The sequence below is a fragment of the Providencia sp. PROV269 genome, assembly GCF_028477785.1.
Lineage (GTDB): Bacteria > Pseudomonadota > Gammaproteobacteria > Enterobacterales > Enterobacteriaceae > Providencia > Providencia rettgeri.
In genome coordinates, this window is the sequence record NZ_JAMPLV010000001.1 from 184,694 (window position 1) to 208,493 (window position 23,800).

19 protein-coding genes are annotated in these 23,800 nt (G+C 38.9%); 13 read left to right on the forward strand and 6 right to left on the reverse strand.

Annotated features, from left to right (window positions below):
- Window positions 1-25 precede the first annotated feature (25 nt).
- From ybfE to ybfF, 5 genes are all read right to left on the reverse strand, one after another.
- The gene (gene ybfE, locus PR683_RS00815) at window positions 26-319 is read right to left on the reverse strand and encodes a LexA regulated protein (RefSeq protein ID WP_004909532.1); all 294 of its coding nucleotides are present in this window, start codon (window positions 317-319) and stop codon (window positions 26-28) included.
- A gap of 169 nt (window positions 320-488) precedes the next feature.
- On the reverse strand, window positions 489-2,588 hold the full coding sequence (locus PR683_RS00820) for a type I secretion system permease/ATPase (protein WP_123382115.1): 2,100 nt from the start codon (window positions 2,586-2,588) through the stop codon (window positions 489-491).
- A gap of 3 nt (window positions 2,589-2,591) precedes the next feature.
- Window positions 2,592-3,920: an HlyD family type I secretion periplasmic adaptor subunit gene (locus tag PR683_RS00825; RefSeq protein WP_004909537.1), complete on the reverse strand. Its 1,329-nt coding sequence runs from the start codon at window positions 3,918-3,920 to the stop codon at window positions 2,592-2,594.
- The gene (locus tag PR683_RS00830) at window positions 3,917-6,022 is read right to left on the reverse strand and encodes a peptidase domain-containing ABC transporter (protein ID WP_272581622.1); all 2,106 of its coding nucleotides are present in this window, start codon (window positions 6,020-6,022) and stop codon (window positions 3,917-3,919) included. Before PR683_RS00830 ends, PR683_RS00825 begins: the two co-directional genes overlap by 4 nt.
- A gap of 242 nt (window positions 6,023-6,264) precedes the next feature.
- Window positions 6,265-7,047, reverse strand: a complete 783-nt coding sequence (gene ybfF / locus PR683_RS00835) for an esterase (protein ID WP_109911041.1) — start codon at window positions 7,045-7,047, stop codon at window positions 6,265-6,267.
- Window positions 7,048-7,371: 324 nt separating this feature from the next.
- Between ybfF and seqA the strand changes: the two genes are divergently transcribed.
- The 13 genes from seqA (at window position 7,372) to kdsB (ending at window position 22,696) form a co-directional block, all read left to right on the forward strand.
- The gene (seqA, locus tag PR683_RS00840) at window positions 7,372-7,917 is read left to right on the forward strand and encodes a replication initiation negative regulator SeqA (RefSeq protein WP_004909543.1); all 546 of its coding nucleotides are present in this window, start codon (window positions 7,372-7,374) and stop codon (window positions 7,915-7,917) included.
- 56 nt (window positions 7,918-7,973) lie between these two features.
- Entirely contained in the window at window positions 7,974-9,608 is a 1,635-nt protein-coding gene (pgm, locus tag PR683_RS00845) for a phosphoglucomutase (alpha-D-glucose-1,6-bisphosphate-dependent) (protein WP_272571637.1), read from the forward strand.
- Window positions 9,609-9,896: 288 nt separating this feature from the next.
- Window positions 9,897-10,988: a 3-phosphoserine/phosphohydroxythreonine transaminase gene (gene serC, locus PR683_RS00850; RefSeq protein WP_004909549.1), complete on the forward strand. Its 1,092-nt coding sequence runs from the start codon at window positions 9,897-9,899 to the stop codon at window positions 10,986-10,988.
- A 121-nt stretch (window positions 10,989-11,109) separates the two neighbouring features.
- Window positions 11,110-12,387: a 3-phosphoshikimate 1-carboxyvinyltransferase gene (gene aroA / locus PR683_RS00855; protein WP_196718684.1), complete on the forward strand. Its 1,278-nt coding sequence runs from the start codon at window positions 11,110-11,112 to the stop codon at window positions 12,385-12,387.
- A 187-nt stretch (window positions 12,388-12,574) separates the two neighbouring features.
- Complete coding sequence (gene cmk / locus PR683_RS00860; RefSeq protein ID WP_004909557.1) at window positions 12,575-13,258, forward strand: (d)CMP kinase; 684 nt, start codon at window positions 12,575-12,577, stop codon at window positions 13,256-13,258.
- Window positions 13,259-13,431: 173 nt separating this feature from the next.
- Window positions 13,432-15,105, forward strand: coding sequence for a 30S ribosomal protein S1 (rpsA, locus tag PR683_RS00865; protein WP_004909559.1), 1,674 nt, complete (start codon window positions 13,432-13,434; stop codon window positions 15,103-15,105).
- 56 nt (window positions 15,106-15,161) lie between these two features.
- Entirely contained in the window at window positions 15,162-15,449 is a 288-nt protein-coding gene (gene ihfB / locus PR683_RS00870; protein WP_004256221.1) for an integration host factor subunit beta, read from the forward strand.
- A 381-nt stretch (window positions 15,450-15,830) separates the two neighbouring features.
- Window positions 15,831-18,233: a DNA internalization-related competence protein ComEC/Rec2 gene (locus PR683_RS00875; protein ID WP_272571638.1), complete on the forward strand. Its 2,403-nt coding sequence runs from the start codon at window positions 15,831-15,833 to the stop codon at window positions 18,231-18,233.
- Window positions 18,234-18,269: 36 nt separating this feature from the next.
- Window positions 18,270-20,015, forward strand: coding sequence for a lipid A ABC transporter ATP-binding protein/permease MsbA (gene msbA, locus PR683_RS00880; protein ID WP_123382110.1), 1,746 nt, complete (start codon window positions 18,270-18,272; stop codon window positions 20,013-20,015).
- A complete protein-coding gene (gene lpxK / locus PR683_RS00885) occupies window positions 20,012-21,010 on the forward strand; it encodes a tetraacyldisaccharide 4'-kinase (protein ID WP_004909572.1) in 999 nt (332 codons plus the stop codon). The genes msbA and lpxK overlap by 4 nt, the downstream gene beginning before the upstream one ends.
- Before the next feature lie 401 nt (window positions 21,011-21,411).
- A complete protein-coding gene (locus PR683_RS00890) occupies window positions 21,412-21,627 on the forward strand; it encodes a cold-shock protein (RefSeq protein WP_004909576.1) in 216 nt (71 codons plus the stop codon).
- 137 nt (window positions 21,628-21,764) lie between these two features.
- Window positions 21,765-21,944 carry a Trm112 family protein gene (locus PR683_RS00895; RefSeq protein WP_004256203.1) on the forward strand — a complete coding sequence of 60 codons (180 nt, stop codon included), beginning with the start codon at window positions 21,765-21,767 and terminating at the stop codon, window positions 21,942-21,944.
- 5 nt (window positions 21,945-21,949) lie between these two features.
- Window positions 21,950-22,696 carry a 3-deoxy-manno-octulosonate cytidylyltransferase gene (gene kdsB, locus PR683_RS00900; RefSeq protein WP_117162082.1) on the forward strand — a complete coding sequence of 249 codons (747 nt, stop codon included), beginning with the start codon at window positions 21,950-21,952 and terminating at the stop codon, window positions 22,694-22,696.
- An 87-nt stretch (window positions 22,697-22,783) separates the two neighbouring features.
- On the opposite strand, the gene elyC is transcribed toward kdsB, so the two are convergent.
- A complete protein-coding gene (elyC, locus tag PR683_RS00905; RefSeq protein WP_117162081.1) occupies window positions 22,784-23,611 on the reverse strand; it encodes an envelope biogenesis factor ElyC in 828 nt (275 codons plus the stop codon).
- Window positions 23,612-23,800 lie beyond the last annotated feature (189 nt).

Sequence of the window (23,800 nt, forward strand, 5' to 3'; positions counted from 1 at the left end):
ATTTGTGTGATTTATCAAGATAACGTTACTTGAGTATTGATGTATCAACATGTTCAAGTTGTGACATCAAAATTTCTTCGATCAATTCACTACGGCTTATATTTTTATCTTCAGCTAACTGATTCAATACCGCGACAGCGTCTTCGTTCAGTTTCAATTCAACTCTGCGCAATCCCTTCACTTTATCTCGTTTCAGTTGGTTGCGTTTGTTGATCCTCAGTTGTTCATCCCGTGATAGCGGGCTTGTTTTAGGTCGCCCAGGCCTTCGTTCCTCAGCGAACAAATCTAGTGTCGTTCGATCCGTTTGTTCTTTTGCCATGTCTATAACTGCTAAAAGGGTGTGCCAGTAATTCAGCGCGCCATGATACCCTAGCTAATCCCCTTGTGCTATAGCTTCATCAATGATGATTGGGTTTAATTGATTGTAAAATGAGCGCTTTTGGTAAAAAAGCACCACTTGCTATAAGCGTGATGCTTTTTTATTCGTATTATTGTGTCTGCTGGTGCCATAAATTGGCGTATAAACCATTTGATTTGAGTAAGTTTTCGTGGGTATCCATCTCGTGTACTTCTCCTTGGCAAATCACACATATCCTATCAGCGTGCATAATCGTATTTAGCCGGTGAGCAATGCTAATGACGGTTCTTCCTTGAGTAATTAATGGCATATTCTCCATAATGGCGGCTTCTGACTCGTAATCGAGTGCAGAAGTGGCCTCATCGAGAATTAAGATATCGGGTTCGGTGAGTAATGCACGCGCAAGTGCAATCCTTTGACGTTGACCACCTGAAAGATTGGAGCCTTTTTCTGATAAGGGATAATTAAAATTATCAGTCAATGTCATGATAAATTCATAAGCTCCCGCTAATTTTGCTGCGTGAATCACCTGCTCGTCAGTCGCTTGTGGATGACTCAAACGGATATTTTCTGCGATAGAACCAACGAATAAGGTACTTTCTTGTAATACGACGCTCATTTTTCGGCGTAATGATACGGTATCTGCGACAGCTAAATCCATGCCATCAACAATAACTTGCCCATGTTGTGGGACATAAAGCCGCTGTAATAATTTCGTTAAGGTACTTTTTCCTGAACCTGAGGGGCCAGTAATACCAATAAATTCACCTGCATTAACCATTAAGGATAAATTATTGAGAACTTCAGGTGTATCAGGTTGATAGCGAAAACGGATATTTTGAAACTCTATTTTTCCGTGAATATTTGATGTATTTGCAATCCCTTTACGTTCATTTTCTACCGGTTCATCAAGAATATCTCCCACTCGGCGTAATGAAATAATGGTATGTTGGAAATCTTGCCAAACCTGAGCAAACCGCAATACGGGCTGCGTAACATGTGCACTTAGCATATTAAATGCCACTAATTCGCCAGGAGAAATTCCACCATTTAATACCTCTTTGACACCGACCCACAAAAGGATCGCAGTCGTTATTTTGCTCACAAATGTCATTAATTGAGAGGCTACTTCACTGCGCATTGAGACTTTAAAGCTTTGAGTTAGCTGTTTGCTAAATATTTTTTTCCAACGTTGATTAAAGTATTTTTCTGTTGCGGTTGTTTTGATGGTTTCAATCCCAGTAATACTTTCGGTGAGAAAAGTGAGACCATTTTCATCCGCTTGATAAGATTTTTCAGTTTGCTGGCGAATAATGGGGCCGAGTATCATCCATAAAACAAAAAATACCCCCATTGAGCCCAATAAAATCCAAGCCATCAAACTACTGTAGGAAAATAAAACTGCGACAAAAAGGATGACAAAGATAAAATCAATAAACAGCATCAGTGTTGAGCCCGTTAAAAATTGCCTTATATGGGCTAATTCACGGATTCTGGCAATAATTTTCCCTGTTGGCCTTAACTTAAAATAATTTAACGGTAAGGCCATTAAGTGGCGATAAATTTTCCCTGACAACTCAGCACTGATCTGGCTACTACTATGACTAAAAATTTTATTACGAATAAAACCATATATCGGTTCTGCAACAGCAATGGCAAAAATCGCTAATGCAATGACATGTAAATTTGAGAGACTGCGACCAACTAACACTTTGTCGATTAAATTCTGAAACAACAGCGGGCTAATTAAGGCGAAAAGCTGAATAATGGCAGAGAGAATAAAAATATTTCGTAATTTAACATGTTGTCGCAAAACAGAGGGAATAAACCAGCTAAAGCCAAAGGCCTTTTTTTGCTCTGGCTCTAATTGCTCCTTAATGAGTAATACATCATATTCAGTTTCTTGATGTCCAATAGAGTTATGAATAGGTTTTCGTTCCTCATTAGTAGGGTTAATGAGAATTAATTCATTTTCTTGGCTAATAACTTGCCAAAAACCATCTATATAGATTAAAGCGGGTAAAGGTAGCGTTATTAATTGTGTGTATCGTGCAGTAATAAGCTCGGTTTCATACCCCAATGTATGTGCACACTCTCTAATTTCCCACTCTGTAGGAGATATAGTTTGCATACCAATTGCGTGCCTGAGTTGATCTGATGAAACATTGTTTTGGTAATATTTAGCCACCCAAACTAAGGCATCCAAGCCATGATTATTAAACTGTTCCATCGATTATTTTTCTCTCATCGCGTTTGAGGTGTATTCATTAATAGGGCTAAGCAAGTAGTCAATAATACGGCGTTTATCCGTTTTTATTTCTGCCACAATTGATAAACCGGGAGTCAGTTCAATAGATTCACCATCAACGGATAGTTCTTTTTGGTTAAGACCAATTTGCCCTAAGAACACTAATCCAAGCTTTTCATCGAGAGTACTGTCGCGCGATATGGAAATCACTTCACCTTCAATCGTGCCATAACGTGTGTAAGGGAATGCATCTATTTTCACCTCTGCTCTCAACCCTTCATGGATGAACCCAATGTCTTTGTTCAAGATTTTAATTTCAGCTAATTGAACATTATTGTTAGGAACAACAGCCATTAGTTGCTGTGCGGGTTGCAATACAGCTCCTAAAGTGTGTGTAGCAAGCTGTTGAATAGTGCCATCAACGGGGGCTCGTATAATTTCTAATTGATTTCTTTCTTTATTTTTTAATAGTTCTTGCTCAAGAGAAGCTCGTTTAAAGTCAGCTTGTTTGTATTTCTCATCCCACTCTTGGTTTTTTTGGGCTTTTATCCGGTCTATTTTTTCATTTAAGGCATGGTGCTGGCTTTTCAGAATTGAAAGCTCAGATAATTTGGTCACTTTTTCTTTTTTAGCGATTAATAGCTCTCGCTCTTGTTCTAAAAATTCCTTTTGACTGATTAACTGTTTTTCAGTTAACGAATGGTGTGCATCGAGGCGTTTTTTGATATTGACAATAAGGGAGTTGATGGTAAGTAATTCATCTTTTCGGGCTTGTTGATTGACGGTATTCAATTGAATTTCATTATTAAGTTCATTCATTAATGAATCAAATTCTAATTTTTGTGTTTGATAGCTAGCCCGCGTGTTGTTTTGCTCTAGTTCAGTTAATTGATTAAATAGAGGTAACTGCTCAATAGGCTGTTGTGAAATCAATGCTTGATAAATTACTATTTCGGCCAAATGGAAGTTGTGTTGATAATTTAAACTTAGAATATCTTGGTCAACACCTAACACATTGACGGTAATTAAAGGATCGCCTTGTTTTACTGTTTGCCCATCAGTAACATGAATATGTTCTAAACGGCTTAATTCAAACGCTTGAATTAATTGTGTTCGCCCTGAAACAATAAGTTTACCCTGCGTGGTGGCTTGAATATCCAACTTACCAAAAAACGACCAAGTCACAGCAAGAAAAATACCCACACTAATAGAAATAGCGACGTATAGTGCCAAGTAAGATGGGGGAGTTTTTAATATCGCCAAGTGTGAAGGCAAAAAGCTGTTATAACGGTTTTTGTCTAATCGATGTTTCATTTTACGTCCATGTCTGATTTCAGAGACTGCTGTAGAGTCCACAAGTGTTTATAAAAATTACCTTGTTCAATAAGTTGCTGATGGCTACCTTGCTCAATGATTTCACCATGTTGCATCACAATAATCCGCTGGTGATGGCGAATGGTTGATAAGCGGTGAGCAATTGTGATGACGGTTCTTCCTTTGGCAATGAATTGCATATTTTCTTGAATAACTGCTTGGGATTCGTCGTCTAAAGCGCTAGTCGCCTCATCAAAAATAATTACTCTAGGGTTTGAAAGCAGCGTTCTAGCAATTGCAATGCGTTGGCGTTGACCGCCAGAAAGAGATGATCCCCCCTCAGCAAGAACAGTGTCGTAGCCTTTGGGTAATTTCAAAATAAATTCATGTGCTCCCGCCATTTTGGCAGCATGAACCATTTCATCCATGGAGGCATTAGGTGAGGTTTGAGCAATATTATGAAAAACAGATTGGCTGAATAAGAAATTCTCTTGCAACACAATACCAATTTGCTGACGAAGAGAGTGTAAGTTAATCGCGGATATGGGAGTGCCATCCACAAATATGGTTCCACTTTCAGGGGTATAAAGCCGTAGTAATAATTTAGCAAGAGTGCTCTTGCCTGACCCTGATGTGCCAACAATGCCAATGGTTTCTCCCGCTGCAATATTTAAATTAAAGTTTTTTAGAACAAACGGCATGTTCGGTTGGTAGCGGAACGAGATATTTTTTAGGTTTAAATGCCCTTGAAGAGGTAATTTATTTTCTTGCTGAGATTGTTCGATGGGTAAGTTGATAATCTGGGAAAGTTTTTCGATAGCGACGCTCGTGCGAATATAGTCTCCCCATAGCTTGGTCAGTTTGATGAGAGGCTGGTTAGCATGGTTAACCATCATATAAAAAGCAATAAGTTGGCCAATTGTCATCTGCAATGCTAAAACTTCAGAGGCACCAACCCACAATAAAATCGCACTGGTAATTTTTTCGATAGCCATTACGAGATGCTCGGAACGGGAGCTAATTTGTCCTGCTACAAAGTTAGTTTGGCTCATATCTGAGGTTTGACCATCCCAGCGACGCGTAAAATTCGGTTCGACGGATAAACTTTTGGCGGTTTCTATCCCATTAATACTTTCGGTCAAAAAAGAGGTATTAATGGCGATATTAGTAAACTGTTGCTGTGCGGCAGACTCGATTTTAGGCGTTAGCCACCAAGCCAATAAAAGATAAAAAGGAATAGAGCACAAAAATATTATTGTGAGTGTTGTGGATATTAAATTCATCACGAAAATGAATACAAATAAAAACAACACATCAACACATAGCGTGAAAAAACTACTGGTTAAAAATTCGCGAATAGTTTCGAGCTCTTTTACGCGAGTGACAATCGCGCCTATTTGCCTACTTTTAAAAAAGGGAATAGGCAATCTCAATAAATGATTAACTAGCTTTAAGCCGAGTGTCATATCAATACGGTTAACTGTATGATGGTAAATATATTCACGTAACCCTTTTAACGTTACTTCTATTAGTGCAGCAACCATTAACCCAAAAATTAAAACGTCCAAGGTGACTAAGCTATTATGAACGAGCACCTTATCCATAATCACTTGCATAACAATAGGGGAGACTAATGCGAGGATTTGCAATATAAATGAAAAAAATAAAACCCACAAAATAATGGATTTGTATTTCATAAATTCAGCTTGGAACCAAGTGATGTCAAATTGCCCTTGTTTAAGGCTTACCTGTAACCAATGGCCACTCCATTGTTGGTTTAGCTCGTCAATGCTCCATATCTCTGGCGGTTTATTCCCAAATTGCTGAATGAGAACTTGTTCTTGATTGCGGTTAGCTAATAGAAAAGCTTCGCTTTTGGTATTATATAAAATTGCTGGGCAAACGATTTTAGCTATATTTTTATCTTTCTGATATTTATTCCTACAGCGAATGTTGTGTTTCGATTTAATAATGTTAATTTTTTCATTATAACCAATAGATTGATTGAGTGTTTGTTCTAGTTCTTTAGGATTTACTTGCCCTGATAACTTAGCAATGACACTAATGAAATATAATGTTGATTTTGATTTTAGACTATCCATTTTCTATATTAATAAATTCCTTAAGTTATTTGAATTTTTAAATCCAAACTTGCATTAATAAAATATGCACTAGATAGTAATAAGGTAGAGTAGAATTTGGATAATACAGGGTTTATAATTCGCTGTGTATTGAAGTTAGTCTTATTGTGTAATTAATAAAGTAATTATATTTAACTACAAATATATTTAAAGATATTGAAAAGATACATGTCTTTCCAATATCTATATTTAAATATGATTAATTATTCAGGATCAGGAATAGATAAAAAGCGATGGATAGCTCTTAATACATGGTCTGGTTTTTCTGCATGAACCCAGTGGCCCGTATCGGCGACAACCCATGCTTTGGCTTGTGGAAATTGTTGCGCTATTTGCTCTTTATATTCCGCTTGCACATAAGGGGAGTTTCCTCCGGGGATTAACAATACGGGTTTATTCCAAGCGGGTACGGTTTCCCAACCAATAATATGTTCATAATTCGCTTTGAGGGCAGGCAAATTAAATTTCCATTCACCTTGTTTAAAAGATTTAAGCAGAAATTGGATAACGCCATCTTCGTTAATGTAATCACGCATAATCACGGTAGCTTCTTGGCGAGTTTTCGCATTTTTTTCCGTGACGGCATCAAGAGCCGCAAATATTTTATCATGACGACGGACTTGGTAAGCGACAGGCGCCATATCAATAGCAACGATGCTATCAATAAAATTAGGGGCGATTGCAGTTGCAGCCATGGCTATTTTGCCACCCATTGAGTGACCAATTAAAATAGCATTTTCGTACCCTAAAGATTTTATTAATGTAATAACATCTTGGGCCATTTGCTGGTAACTCATTTGCTCATCACGGAATGAGTCACCGTGATTACGAACATCAATTTGAATCGTATCGAAATATTGTTGTAAATTACGACCTAAAACACCTAAGTTATTGAGGTCACCAAATAACCCATGTATGAGTACTATAGGGCTATTTGAGATTGGATTTTCAGGTTTATGGATAGTATGGTTAAGTAACACAGTCATATTTATTTGATCAATTCGTCAGTGGTACATGTGGTCTTATCATGTCACGGCTCTGAGTAAAATCCAAATGGTCGAATAAACGGCTATCTTGGCTGAGGTAAGTTAATAGTCGATAACTAGGAGGTTTATAGCCAATAAATTTCAGAAAATTGAATTCGCTCACGGAAGTAAAATATTGAAATTAATGGCATGATAACCCACTGAATTATCTTTGAACTTAGAAAAGTGTTTACTTTAAGTTATTGAAATTTTAATTGTTTTGTTTTTTTTAAATCTGTCTTATAATCACACCGCAAATTTTAGTTAAATAAGTACTGGGAAAAAATGAAAACGATAGAAGTTGATGAAGAGCTTTACCGCTATATTGCGAGCCATACACAGCATATCGGTGAAAGTGCATCGGATATTTTGCGCCGTATGTTAAATTTCAAATCCGGGCAGCCAGTACAAGCAAAAGAAATTAGTCAGGAACATGCCGTCATTAAGGCTGAACCTGCGATGAGTACACCCGCTGTTGCATTAAATCCTGTTAGAGTCATTAGAGAGCTTCTGTTATCTGACGCTTATGCAGAAAAAAGTAAAGCGATTGACCGCTTTATGTTGATTTTATCTACCTTATATAGTTTAGATGCAAATCGTTTTGCGAGTGCAACAGAGTTAATGCATGGCCGAACTCGTATTTATTTTGCTGGTGATGAGCAAACATTACTTGCAGCTGGCAAGCAATCTAAGCCGCGTCATATACCAGGAACACCCTATTGGGTGATCACAAATACGAATACTAATCGTAAGCGTAGTATGGTTGATGCAATCATGCAGGAAATGCAATTTCCAGCCAATGTGATTGAAAAAGTTTGTAATACTATTTAAAAACTGACAGGCCACTGGTGTTGATAACAAAGCATCAGTGCTTTGGGAGAAAACAAGTGACAATACATGAACGTGCAGGGCAGCTTCCGTTTCAAAGTGACTTGATCAATGTCGCTCAATTAACCGCTCAATATTATACGCAGCAACCACAACCTGGAAATGCATCTCAGGCTGTTAAGTTTGGAACATCAGGGCATCGCGGTAGCTCATTGCGTAAAAACTTTAATGAAAACCATATACTAGCCATTGCACAAGCAATTGCTGATTTACGCAAAAAGCAAGGCGTAACAGGCCCTTGCTTTGTGGGCAAAGACACCCATGCGTTATCAGAAGCGGCATTTATGACTGTGGTTGAAGTGTTAGCGGCAAATCAGGTTCATGTTATTGTTCAGGAGAATAATGGGTTTACTCCAACTCCAGCTATCTCTCATGCTATCTTAAGTTATAACCAATCACACCAAGATATTGCAGATGGCATTGTGATTACACCATCACATAACCCACCTGAAGATGGCGGTATTAAATACAACCCAGCAAATGGCGGGCCGGCTGATACCGATTTAACCTCTGTGATTGAGAAAAATGCCAACCAATTGCTAGCCAATAACCTCGAAGGTGTAAAACGAGTCAGTTTTGATACAGCAATGACAAGCGAATATGTGACCCAGCAAGACTTAATCATGCCTTATGTCTGTGCATTGGGTGATGTTGTTGATATGCAAGCAATTGCTAAGTCAGGTTTAAAAATTGGTGTTGACCCTCTAGGCGGCTCCGGTATTGAATATTGGAAAAAAATTGCAGAATATTATCAACTCGATATTGAAATCGTAAACGACCAACTCGACCAAACTTTCCGCTTTATGCCACTTGACCATGATGGTGTTATTCGCATGGATTGCTCATCAAGTTGGGCGATGGCGGGTTTGCTTGGGATGAAAGAAAAATTTGATCTTGCGTTTGCCAATGACCCAGATTACGACCGTCATGGCATCGTCACGCCAGATGGGCTAATGAATCCTAATCACTATCTTGCTGTTGCTATTGATTATTTATTTCAACATCGTCCTCAATGGGGTAAAGATGTTGCGGTCGGAAAAACATTGGTCTCGAGCGCCATGATTGACCGTGTGGTTAATGACATCGGTCGTGAACTAGTCGAAGTACCTGTAGGGTTCAAATGGTTTGTTGATGGCTTATTTAGCGGTAAATTAGGTTTTGGTGGCGAAGAAAGCGCTGGAGCATCGTTCTTAAAATTTGATGGCACACCGTGGTCAACGGATAAAGACGGTATCATTCTTTGCTTACTCGCAGCTGAAATTACGGCTATTACAGGTGAAAATCCTCAACAACGTTATAATAATCTCGCTAAGAAATTCGGCGCGCCGATTTATAACCGTATCCAAGCGAAAGCCACTCACGAAGAAAAAGCAAAGCTAAGTAAATTATCACCTGAAATGGTTGCAGCAGATACATTGGCGGGAGATAAAATTACACAGCGTTTAACCGCTGCGCCAGGTAACAATGCACCAATCGGCGGTTTAAAAATCATGACGGATTATGGCTGGTTTGCAGCAAGGCCATCAGGCACGGAAGAAGCCTATAAAATTTATTGTGAAAGTTTCCGTGGTGAAGAGCATTTACGTCAAATAGAAAAAGAAGCGATTGAAATCGTAAACAAAGTTATTCGCTAATTTTTAATCCTTAATAAAAGACATATTCAATGAATATCCCGAAATACAGCGCAATGACGTAATTCGGGATATTATCGCTTATTTATTGTTAATTTCTCCATAAAATGATGCTTGTTGAGAGTGTGACAAGATTAACAAAATTCTTTTCCTCATTATCAAAAAATAACCCCTCTTTCTTTTTTGGACTTGCTGACAATAACCGTTGCAGCTAAAGGCTTGGAGTGGTACAACTTTAACTATCTGAGTGAATTTTATTAACCATAATTGAAGATGGATAGGGTGAGGTCAATGAGTCAGGTTTATAATTTCAGTGCAGGTCCAGCTATGCTACCTGTTGAAGTCATGCGTCGTGCTGAACAAGAATTTTGTAATTGGAAGGGGTTAGGCGTTTCTGTGATGGAAGTGAGTCACCGCGGAAAAGACTTTGTCGAAGTGGCAACAGAAGCAGAGCAAAATCTACGTGATTTATTAAACATCCCTGATAACTATAAAGTTTTATTTTGTCACGGCGGGGCACGGGCCCATTTTGCAACGTTACCAATGAATTTATTAGGTGATAAAACGACAGCAGACTATATTGTAAGCGGCTATTGGTCCGAGTCTGCAGCAAAAGAAGCTGAAAAATACTGCTCTCCTAATGTGATTCAAATTACTGAAGAAAAAGACGGTGTAGTGAGTTTAAAACCCATGAAAGAATGGCCATTAAGTGATGATGCAGCTTATGTCCATTATTGCCCAAATGAAACCATAGGCGGTTTAGCTATTCATGAGGAACCTGACTTCCCTGAAGATAAAATTATTGTTGCTGACTATTCCTCTTCTATCTTATCTAAACCGATTGATGTAAGCCGTTATGGTGTAATCTATGCGGGAGCTCAAAAAAATATTGGGCCAGCTGGATTAACTATCGTCATTATCCGAGAAGACCTGCTCGGTAAAGCTTCACCTCAGACTCCATCCGTATTTGATTACACGGTATTAGCAAAACACGATTCAATGTTTAATACTCCACCGACCTTTGCTTGGTATCTCGCGGGGATGGTCTTCAAATGGTTAAAAGAGCAAGGTGGTTTGCAAGAAATGGCTAAGCGTAATTATGAAAAATCACAATTACTCTACAATGCAATTGATGATAGTCAGTTCTATATTAACCGTGTTGCGGTTGAAAACCGTTCTTGGATGAATGTACCGTTCCAAATGCAAAACCCAACTCTTGATGCGAAATTTATTGAAGAAGCCAAAGAACAAGGCTTACTTTCGCTGAAAGGCCACAAAGTGGCTGGTGGTATGCGTGCATCAATCTATAATGCGATGCCATTAGCGGGAGTTCAGGCTTTGGTTGACTTTATGGCTGATTTTGAACGTCATAACGCTCAATAATGAGATTTGCCGACTGAAATAGGATGTTCAGTCGGTTATTTGTGCTCTTTGTATTTGACTTAAAAGAAAATAGAGCCAAATTTTATTTACTTGCAAAACTTCACTGGAGAAACTGCTTTTTATGCAATCCCTGACATTACAACCTATTCCTTCAATTAACGGCACAATTAATTTGCCAGGGTCAAAAAGTGTCTCAAACCGCGCACTGTTATTAGCAGCGATGGCTAAAGGAACGACCACACTCACTAATTTATTGGACAGTGATGATATTCGCCATATGCTGAATGCATTAAGCCAGCTAGGTGTTAGCTACCAACTGTCTGAAGATAAAACACGTTGTCGTGTGGAAGGTTTAGGTGGAAATTTATCTCATCCAGATGAAACAGAAATCTTTTTAGGCAATGCAGGAACTGCAATGCGCCCACTGACTGCAGCACTATCACTAAGCCGTAATAATATTATTTTAACGGGTGAGCCTCGCATGAAAGAGCGCCCAATTGGGCATTTGGTTGATGCGCTGAGGGAAGGCGGTGCAGAGATTGAATATTTGGAACAAGAGAATTACCCACCACTACGTTTAAAAGGTGGTTTTATCGGTGGCCAAATTTCAGTCGATGGGTCTGTTTCCAGCCAGTTTTTAACTGCGCTGTTAATGGCGGCACCGCGTGCAGAGCAAGACACAACAATTACAATTATTGGCGAGTTAGTCTCCAAACCTTACATTGATATCACATTAGCATTAATGAAAACGTTCGGTGTTAATGTCGAAAATCATCAATATGAATATTTCGTTATCAAAGGGCAGCAACAATACCAATCACCAGGCGAATATTTAGTGGAAGGTGATGCTTCATCAGCGTCTTATTTCCTCGCTGCGGCCGCCATTAAGGGGGGCGTAGTGCGTGTAACAGGAATTGGGCGCAATAGTTTGCAGGGGGACACTAAATTTGCCAACGTATTAGAAAAAATGGGCGCGACTATTCGTTGGGGTGATGACTACGTTGAATGTGAACGCGGAACATTGACGGGCATTGACATGGATATGAATGCGATTCCTGATGCGGCAATGACCATTGGCACCGTCGCTTTATTTGCTGAAGGCGAAACAGTGATACGTAATATCTATAACTGGCGAGTAAAAGAGACCGACAGGTTATATGCGATGGCGACAGAGCTAAGAAAAGTTGGCGCTGAAGTGGAAGAAGGGCATGATTATATACGTGTGGTCCCACCGAAAAAATTACAACATGCTGAAATTGAAACCTATAACGACCATCGTATTGCAATGTGTTTTTCATTAGTTGCATTATCAGATACGCCAGTAACAATTTTGGATCCGGGCTGCACGGCAAAAACATTTCCTGATTACTTCGAACAGCTGGCACGTTTAAGTCATTAATTTATTGATTAGGTTGATATTACTTTGTTTGATATCAACCTAATTTTTATGGTTCAAATATCAATTTTTTCTTATTTTTTAGCAATCATCAGAACCTGCTTATTTCACAAATCTACTGAATTGGTATAATACTTTCACAGATTTTAATTGCGGGTAGCTCGGCTATTTGCAGAAAAGGAGATTTTTTATGGTGGCGATAGCCCCTGTAATCACCGTTGATGGACCAAGCGGAGCAGGTAAAGGTACACTTTGCCAAGCATTAGCAAACGAATTTGGGTGGCAACTTTTAGACTCAGGCGCAATTTATCGTGTATTAGCGTTAGCTGCGTTACATCACCATGTTGATATCCAATCCGAAGATGCGTTAGTTCCTTTGGCTGCAAATTTAGATGTGAAATTTGTTCCTGAAGACAATGTACTGAAAGTCATTCTGGAAGGGGAAGATGTTTCAAATCAAATTAGAACCGAAACAGTAGGAAATACGGCATCCCAAACAGCAACTTTTCCTCGCGTACGTGAAGCTTTACTTCGACGCCAACGTGCATTTAGAACATTACCTGGGCTTATTGCTGATGGCCGTGATATGGGAACGGTGGTTTTCCCCGATGCACCGGTAAAAATTTTTCTTGATGCCTCAGCTGAAGAACGGGCTCATCGGCGGATGAAGCAGTTGCAAGAGAAAGGTTTTGATGTTAATTTTGAACGTCTTTTGAGCGAAATTGAAGAACGTGATTTTCGTGATCGTAACCGTTCTGTTGCCCCCCTTATTGCCGCGAAAGACGCATTAGTGCTGGATTCCACAAGTATGTCTATTGGGGAAGTTATTGAAAAAGCACACACCTATGCAAAAAAAATTCTACAATTATCGTGATAATAGGCTTTATTTTAGCTTATAATTAGATAATATACGCAGTTATCGCTATGTGATTATATTATTAGCATAGCATCAACCTTGCGACATGGAATGTTGTGGGGTATGTGAAACAACCCCATTTGGCGGGAAGCTAAGTGGACGTTAATTTAAAACTCTTGAAGATCATTAATATGACTGAATCTTTTGCTCAACTCTTTGAAGAATCCCTGCAGAATATTGAAACTCGTCCTGGTTCTATCGTCCGTGGTACTGTTGTTGCCATCGATAAAGACGTAGTCCTTGTTGACGCAGGTCTTAAATCAGAATCTGCTATCCCAGTAGAACAGTTCAAAAATGCTCAGGGTGAGCTAGAAATCCAAGTTGGCGATGAAATCGATGTAGCTCTGGATGCAGTAGAAGATGGTTTCGGTGAAACTATCCTGTCTCGTGAGAAAGCTAAACGTCATGAAGCATGGCTGATGCTGGAAAAAGCTTACGAAGAAGCTGAAACTGTAACTGGTGTTATCAACGGTAAAGTTAAAGGTGGTTTCACTGTTGAACTGAACGGTATTCGTGCGTTCTTACCAGGTTCACTGGTTGATGTACGTCCAGTTCGTGATACTACTCACTTGGAAGGCAAAGAGCTTGAGTTCAAAGTAATCAAGCTGGATCAGAAACGCAACAACGTTGTTGTTTCTCGTCGTGCTGTAATTGAATCTGAAAGCAGCGCTGAGCGCGATCAACTGCTGGAAAATCTGCAAGAAGGCATGGAAGTTAAAGGTATCGTTAAGAACCTTACTGACTACGGTGCATTCGTTGATCTGGGCGGTGTTGACGGCCTGCTGCATATCACTGACATGGCTTGGAAACGTGTTAAACACCCAAGCGAAATCGTCAACGTTGGTGATGAAATCAATGTTAAAGTTCTGAAATTCGACCGTGAGCGCACTCGTGTTTCTCTGGGTCTGAAACAACTGGGCGAAGATCCTTGGGTCGCAATCGCTAAACGTTACCCAGAAGGTACTAAACTGACTGGTCGCGTTACTAACCTGACTGACTATGGCTGCTTCGTAGAAATCGAAGAAGGCGTTGAAGGTCTGGTTCACGTTTCAGAAATGGATTGGACTAACAAAAACATTCACCCATCTAAAGTTGTTAACGTTGGTGATGTTGTTGAAGTTATGGTTCTGGATATCGATGAAGAACGTCGTCGTATCTCACTGGGCCTGAAACAGTGCAAATCTAACCCATGGCAGCAATTTGCTGAGACTCACAACAAAGGCGACCGCGTTGAAGGTAAAATCAAGTCTATCACTGACTTCGGTATCTTCATTGGTCTGGACGGCGGCATCGATGGCCTGGTTCACCTGTCTGACATCTCCTGGAACGTTGCAGGCGAAGAAGCAGTTCGTGAATACAAAAAAGGTGATGAAATCGCAGCTGTTGTTCTGCAAGTCGACGCAGAGCGTGAGCGTATTTCTTTAGGTGTTAAACAGTTAGCTGAAGATCCATTCAATAACTACTTAGCAGCAACTAAGAAAGGCGCAATCGTGACTGGTAAAGTAATCGCAGTTGATGCTAAAGGTGCAACTGTTGAGCTGACACTGGGCGTTGAAGGTTACCTGCGTGCATCAGAAGCTTCACGTGACCGTGTTGAAGATGCAACTCTGGTTCTGAACGTTGGTGATGATGTTGAAGCTAAATACACTGGTGTTGATCGTAAAAACCGTGTAATCAACCTGTCTGTTCGCGCTAAAGACGAAGCTGATGAGAAAGACGCTGTCGCAGCTGTGAACAAACAAGAAGATACAGCATTCGGCAACAATGCTATGGCTGAAGCTTTCAAAGCAGCTAAAGGCGAATAATTAAGTGGGGACAACAGTAGTGTTGTCCCTTTGTAACGGTAGTTTAGGGAGGTACTATGACCAAGTCTGAATTAATTGAAAGACTGGCTAGCCAGCAGTCTCATCTTTCAGCAAAAACCGTTGAGGAAGCTGTAAAGGAAATTCTTGAGCATATGGCGGATACGTTAGCTAACGGTGAACGTATTGAAGTCCGTGGTTTCGGCAGTTTTTCTCTTCACTACCGTGCTCCACGCGTTGGCCGTAACCCGAAAACTGGTGATAAAGTGGAACTAGAAGGTAAATATGTTCCTCATTTTAAACCAGGTAAAGAATTACGTGATCGTGTAAATATTTACGGCCAATAATTAGGCTGTAAATCTTAATTATTACATCAAAACAGTGCTTGTATTCTATACGGCACTGTTTTTTATATCTAACCAACACCAACACCAACACCAACACCAACACCAACACCAACACCAACACCAACACCAACACCAACACCAACACCAACACCAACACCAACACCAACACCTCTCTATATTTATAAAAAATATTAAAACCAATTCAAAACCATATTGAGTGGTATATCCATATTTTGCGAAGCTCCTCGCAAACGAATATGTACTTTTTTGTCGGTGAAAAATATATTGGAAAGCGCTACGTAAAATAAAAGAAGGAAACTTTAAAAAAATAATAGAAATAAATAAATTAAAGCGAATAAATGCTATGTAGGGATACAAAAATTGATAAAAAATATCATCTACATAATAAGATGGCTAAACAATCGACTCAAAAAATATAATTCAATCTTTAGTAAAAGTTTACCTGTTTCGATAACAATGGCTTCTATTGCATTGATTTTTGGTACGTTACCACTTTTATTTATACCTAAAATTATAATGTTGAGTGAATTGTTATTTGTTTTTTTATTTTTTACGTTGATAATAATGTTTTTTGTATTTGGTAAGTTAGGTAAATTTTTAGCATTAATTATTATGTTTTTCCTGTGGGGTAATTGGCATGGAGTTAACATTATTAATCATGTTAATTATCTATCTAACCAAAATAATGATATTGATGTGGTTATTATTGGTACTCCTTTGAATAACAAAGAGCAAAAAATCAAAGTACGTATTGAAAAAATTAACAACCGTATTGTTTTTCCGCCTTTATATGCTACATGGAAAACAAAAGAATCTGTTTGCGCAGGGCAATCTTGGCGAATCAATGGTAAAGTAAGGCCATTGCACAGCTCACTAAATGAAGGTGGATTTAATCTACAACGCTACTATTTAGCTAATAGAATTATAGGGGTTTTGAAAAGCCAAAAAGTAAAACCATTACAAATGAGGTGTTCTGTAAGGCAAAAAATCATTTATAACTACATGGAACTAATTAATCCATTGTCTAATAAAGGAGTTATTTATGGGTTAATGTTTGGTGATAGAAGTTTATTAGCCGCAGATCAAGCCTATTTACTACAGAAAACGGGCTTAACACATTTAATGGCCATATCAGGTTTGCATATTGGCTTAGCTTACTTGTTTGGCATTTTTATTACTCGAGGAATTCAATATTTTTTACCAATAAAATATATCAATGAAATACTACCAACAGTAATAGGTTTGGGGTTAGCTGTTTTTTATGCGTGGATCTCGGGGGTTGCTATCCCTGCGACTCGAGCATTATTTGCCTTACTATTATGGATATATATTAAAAATAAACCAGCAAGGTATTTTGTTTGGCAATGGGCTCTTTGGAGTATAGCGGGAATATTATTATTTGATCCATTGGCGATTTTGTCAGATAGTTTTTGGTTGTCTAGTTTCGCTGTTCTAGCCATTCTTTATTGGTTATCGATATTTCCACTACCATATCATTTAGCTAAAGGTGTTCAGGGAAAAATTATAGGATTAATACACTTACAAATTGGCTTACTAGTATTACTTATTCCAATGCAACTTATCATATTTAATGGTATTAACATAATGGGTTTAGTGGCTAACCTTTGGTTTGTCCCGCTCGTTTCCTGGTGTGTTGTTCCTGCTATTTTTGTCGTATTTTTAGTGCCAATAGAAGTAGTTCAGCAGTCGCTTTTATATGTGATAGATAGCGTTATAGCCTTAGGACTAAAACCATTACCTTATTTAAGTACTTTTTGGTCAGAATTCATCAATGTCCCCTATTATTTATTCTTAATATGTTGGCTAAGTATCATTGTCGTTTTATTTAAGTGGTATAAGCGTTATTTCGGGCTTGTTAGTTGTGTGGTTATTTTGATTTTCTTAGAAAGGGGAAGTGGTAAACAATTCAAAGAAGGCTGGAGAATGACGGTATTAGATATCGGACACGGTTTGGCAGTTGTGATAGAACAAAATAATGTGGCATTACTCTATGATACAGGTAATGCATGGAAAGGGGATAGCAATGCACAGCGTCAAATTATTCCTTTTCTTAAATATCATGATATAACCCCAATTGGAGTAATTTTAAGCCATAATCATTTAGATCACACTGGAGGGGCTAATTATTTAATCCAGCAATATCCATGGCTAAGTGTAAGAAGTAGTTTTGGGCCACAAAAAACTTCGGCATACAGGAAAAAAAATAATAAACTTAATAAGATAAAAAATATGGCTCACCTTCCATGTTTTAAAGGTCAAAAATGGCGGTGGGGAATATTAACTTTTGAAGTATTATGGCCTGAAAAGTTAGCGCCAATATCGCATAACAATGATTCTTGTGTCATTCAATTAACGGATGGCTACCATAAAATTTTATTAACAGGGGATATCGAAAAACAAGGGGAGAAATCACTTGTTGAAATGTACAAAAATCGATTACGTTCGACTCTTCTTTTCGCTCCACATCATGGAAGCAGCACTTCATCAACAGATTTATTGTTAAGAAATGTTCAACCTTCAATGGTGGTAGTATCATCAGCAAGGTATAGTGCATGGAAAATTCCATCTCCAAAAGTCTATTTTAGATATAAAAATAGTAACATTAAATGGTTAAATACAGCAGAAGATGGGCAGTTAACTTTATGGTTTAAAAAGGAAAAAATTCAGATTTCGCGTTATCGCTATGAAATTCAGCCCCGCTGGTATCATCTGTGGTTTGGCTTACCGCTATTTCCCGAGTAGAATAGTGCGCTTACATTAAGTCTGGTAATTAAAAGTATGAATGATAAAGACCTTTCGACAAAACAAACTTTTCGTCGCTTGTGGCCAATAATAGCGCCTTTTAAAGCGGGTTTAATCGTTGCAGCAATAGCACTTATCATAAACGCAGCAGGTGACGCGTTTATGATTTCTTTATTAAAACCTTTATTGGATGAAGGCTTTGATAAGGCAGATAATGACGTTTTAAAATGGCTTCCGCTCGCGGTGTTAGGATTAATGGTTGTTCGTGGTGGGTCTAGCTTTGTTTCAACCTATTGTGTTTCGTGGGTTGCAGGTAAAGTCGTGATGAACATGCGCCGTAAATTATTTGGTCATATGATGGGAATGCCGGTTAGTTTTTTTGACCAGCAATCGACAGGAACACTGTTATCTAGGATTACCTATGACTCAGAACAAGTTGCATCCTCTTCTTCTGGGGCATTAATTACAATTATTCGGGAAAGTGCTTATATCATCGGGTTGTTTGCGATGATGTTTTATTATAGCTGGCAACTCTCCCTTATTTTAATCGTGATCGCCCCCGTTGTATCAATCACTATTCGTATTGTCTCCAAACGTTTTCGTAAGATCAGTAAAAATATGCAAACGGGTATGGGGCATGTGACGGCTAGTGCTGAACAAATGTTAAAAGGCCATAAAGAAGTTTTAATTTTTGGTGGGCAGAAAGTTGAGACTGAACGTTTTAATAAAGTCAGTAACAATATGCGCCGCCAAAATATGAAAATGGTAACCGCTTCAGCAATTTCAGACCCTATTGTTCAGTTAATTGCATCATTTGCATTAGCATTTGTTCTATATGCTGCGAGTTTTCCTGAAATTCGTGATGAATTAACATCGGGTACAATTGCTGTTGTATTCTCATCAATGTTTGCATTGATGCGTCCGTTAAAATCATTAACAAATGTTAACTCTCAATTCCAACGTGGTATGGCGGCTTGCCAAACTTTATTTGCTATCTTAGATTCTGAACAAGAGAAAGATAACGGAACCAAAGTACTTAAAGAAGTTAAAGGTGATATTAAATTTGAGCATGTCACCTTTACCTATGCAACCAAAGAGCATCCTGCGTTAGACGATGTTTCGTTTACTTTGCCAGCAGGAAAATCAGTTGCTCTAGTTGGGCGATCAGGCTCAGGTAAATCCACAATTGCAAATTTGATTACTCGTTTTTATGACATTGATGAAGGGTCTATTCAAATTGATGGCCATGACATCCGCGAATACACATTGTCTTCATTACGTAGCCAAGTCGCGTTGGTTTCTCAGCATGTTTATCTATTTAACGATACGATAGCGAATAATATTGCTTATGCAACAGATGGTAGCTACAGTCGTGAGCAAATAGAGAAAGCTGCAGAAATGGCCTATGCAATGGATTTCATTGCTAAACTTGAAAAAGGTCTAGATACCGTTATTGGCGAAAATGGTGTGATGCTTTCTGGCGGACAACGTCAAAGAATAGCGATTGCTCGAGCACTTCTACGTGACGCTCCAATTCTTATTCTTGATGAGGCGACGTCTGCACTAGATACAGAGTCTGAACGTGCTATTCAAGCGGCCCTCGACGAGTTACAGAAAAATAGAACATCTTTGGTCATTGCCCACCGGTTATCGACGATAGAAAATGCGGATGAAATATTAGTTGTACAAGATGGACGAATCATTGAACGTGGTAACCATGCATCGCTATTAGCTCAAGATGGTGCATATTCACAATTACATAGTATTCAATTTAAACAATGATAGAACGTATTTGGTCTGGTAAATCATGGCTGTATCTCTTATTACTGCCGTTATCTTTCCTTTATGGGTTAGTAACGGTAATTAGAGATATGGTTTATAAAATCGGGCTAAAACGTTCATGGAAAGCCCCAATTCCAGTAGTAGTGGTTGGAAACCTGACAGCGGGGGGAAATGGTAAAACCCCTGTTGTTATCTGGTTAGTGGAATCACTTACTAAAGAAGGCTACCGTGTAGGGGTTGTTTCTCGAGGTTATGGTGGTAAATCTGAAAAGTACCCGCTGATACTCGATGAAACAACGACAACTGAAGTTGCAGGAGATGAGCCCGTATTAATTTTTCATCGTACTAAATCTCCTGTAGCGGTTGCCCCCAAGCGTAGTGATGCAGTTAAAGCCTTATTAGAGAAATTTCCATTAGATGTGATTATTACTGATGATGGGTTGCAACATTATGCTTTGCAACGTGACTACGAAATTGTCGTTATTGATGGTCAACGTCGGTTTGGTAATGGTTGGTGGTTACCTGCAGGGCCTATGCGCGAAAGGGCTGGGCGTTTGAAAAGTGTTAATGCTGTTGTTGTTAACGGCGGTGAAGCTCAAGAAAATGAAGCCTTAATGGCCCTTGAAGGTGATGTTGCTTGTAACCTTGTTAGTGGGGAAAAACGAGCGGTTACACAATTACCTGCGGTTATCGCAATGGCAGGCATTGGTCATCCACCTCGTTTTTTTACCTCATTAGAAAACAAAGGGGTAGACGTCATTAACACTCATGCTTTTGCTGACCACCAGTCATATGAATTAAAACAGCTTTCACGGTTAGTTAAAAATGAACAAAACTTATTAATGACTGAAAAGGATGCGGTGAAATGCCGTGCTTTTGCTCAGCCGAATTGGTGGTTCCTGCCAGTCCAAGCACAATTACAGACAACTGATGCTGAAAAAATCTTAAGCGGAATAAAAAAACTTATCACAAATAACAAAAAAACTTGTCTATAACGTTTCTCTGTGATAATAATATCGCCAATGTGATATAGATCCACTTATTATGTATCTAGATGCAATACATTGATAATTGGATTTTATACTAGCTTAAATTTCACGCTCCGTTCTTTAGTTAGTCTTCATATCCTCGCACAATCTACACTGTAAAGTCGTTGTCACTACGTTTTGTCATCATAATGTCAAAATAGACTGTTAACTTCGCAGTAGATTTGCGGTGTCTGAAATCTACATATATGAGCGTTATAAAATATGCACAATGATTTGTGCGCATGAATTGGTAAAGTTTAATTACTCTTTGATGTATTAATAGATCGGCAATTTATAAATGGGAAGCAAGAAAGAGTAATGATACAAAGATAAAAAAATATTGTTCTCAGAACAAAAGGAGTTTTAATATGAATTTTCAATTACATATGGGTCGAGTTAAATGGTTTGACGCAAAAGAAGGTTATGGTTTTATTTCCCCATTCAATGGTGGTGATGATGTGTTTGTGACAACAAAGTCAATTGCTAATAAAAAAATCAAATCATTATTCGAAGGTCAAAACGTTGAGTTCTCTGTTACTCGTAATTCGGATGGCGTAACGGCAGCTGACGTTATTGCTTATTAAATAATAAACAGAACAATTTCTCCTGCTTATCCTCTCATCTCCTGCAGGAGATCTTATTCAGGAAGATTAAAGTTAACGGTGATATCTGCATGTGATATCCTGACTCCAAGTGAGTTAAAATCCATTCGGGAGAAAACATGGATCACCGTTTACTTGAAATCGTTGCCTGTCCTGTATGCCACGGCAAATTGAGTTATAACAAAGAAAACCTTGAACTTATCTGTAAGTTTGATCATCTAGCCTATCCCATTCGTGATGGCATTCCTGTATTGCTAGAAAATGAAGCGCGCCCTGTTTCATTAGATGAAGGCCAGTAATCATCATGTTTACGGTTATTATTCCTGCTCGTTATGCGTCAACACGTCTACCTGGTAAACCTTTGGCCGATATCCATGGCAAACCGATGGTTGTTCGAGTGATGGAGCAAGCTATTAAATCGGGGGCGAGTCGAGTGATAGTTGCGACAGATCACTCTGATGTTGCTAAAGCGGTGATTGAAGCAGGTGGTGAAGCTTGTATGACGGATCCAGATCATCAATCTGGAACTGAAAGATTGGCTGAAGTTATTGATACTTACGCTTTCTCTGACAATGAAATCATCGTGAATGTACAAGGTGATGAACCTTTAATTCCACCTGAGATTATTAGCCAAGTTGCTCATAACCTTCGGGGGAGCAAAGCTGAAATGGGGACACTAGCTGTGCCTATTTATGATGCCCATGAAGCATTTAACCCAAATGCTGTGAAGGTTGTTATTGATCACGAAGGTTATGCATTGTATTTTTCTCGGGCAACGATTCCTTGGGATAGAGACAACTTTGCGAAAAGCCAAGACACGATAGGTGATACCTTTTTACGTCATATTGGTATATACGCCTATCGTGCAGGGTTTATTCGCCGTTATATTAAGTGGGAAGCAAGTCCATTAGAAAAAATCGAAATGTTAGAGCAACTTAGGGTGCTTTGGTATGGAGAGAAAATTCATGTGGATGTTGCGAAAACTACGCCAGGCGCTGGTGTTGATACCCCTGAAGATCTTGAACTAGTTAGAAAGCAATTTATTCCGTAGTCAGCATTTTCCTGATAGCGGGAATGGCCAATATGCGATTTAGCTAAATGAAAGGTGTAATCTCAATAGATTACACCTTTTTTGTTACTATTCAGCGGTAACAACTTCAGGCGTGGCAAGTTGCTCTTCTAACGTTTGTGTATTATTGGGTTTTAAATGCCACCAAAGCGTACCAAGAAATTCATACCAAGCACGTTCACTATGACCGAAGTAATACGAGGAAGGGATATATTTCTCCCATGGATTGATTTCACTCGTGATAACTAACTGATTTGCAGGGGCTGGGAAAGGGTTCATTCCCCGTTGAGTAAACATAGTCATCGCTCGAGGTAAATGGTTAGCAGAAGTTACTAATAAAAAAGGCGATTTCCCAATAATTTTTTCAACTTCATAAGCTTCTTCTTGTGTATCTTTGGGTTCAGTGAGTGGGATCGTATCCTGTGCAGGAACCCCCAAGGATTGAGCGACTTGTGCGGCAACTTCGGCACTGCTGATAGGGCTACTTGCTTTACCACCAGTGAAAATGAGTTTACTGCCGGGGTGGTTAAGATAAAGGCGGACGCCTTCAGTCACTCTAGGTAAGCTATTATTCAATAGGTTAGAACTTGGACTCCAATCAGGGTTATATGTAAAACCGCCTCCGAGTACAACAATGTAACGTACCTCTTGAGGTGGAGTTTCAGTGATAAGTTCATAGCGTTTATTAAATTGCTTTTCTGCAGGAGCAAGCAAAGTATCTGAAATAGGCTGTAACCCTAATAGGGTTATTAAAACTAAACTTAGTGTAGCAAATGCTTTCCCACAACGTTGCCAGCGCGTGAACCAAAGCAAAAGTAACCCGATAAACCCGACGATGAGCAATAATGGTAATGGCATCAATAGCGAACCAATATATTTTTTTAAGAGAAATAACATAACTAAGCCTATTCTTAAGGGTTATCGAACAATCGTTGTGGTGGTGTTTACAGAAAAAAAACGCAATAAAGCAGCTAAATTGGCGTAAAAATAACAAATTAGTGTTTAATAGCACTAAATTGAAATTTGCTGAGTACAATAAAGTACTATGCAAAAATATAGCGATTATCTGTTATAATTCCTGCTTTA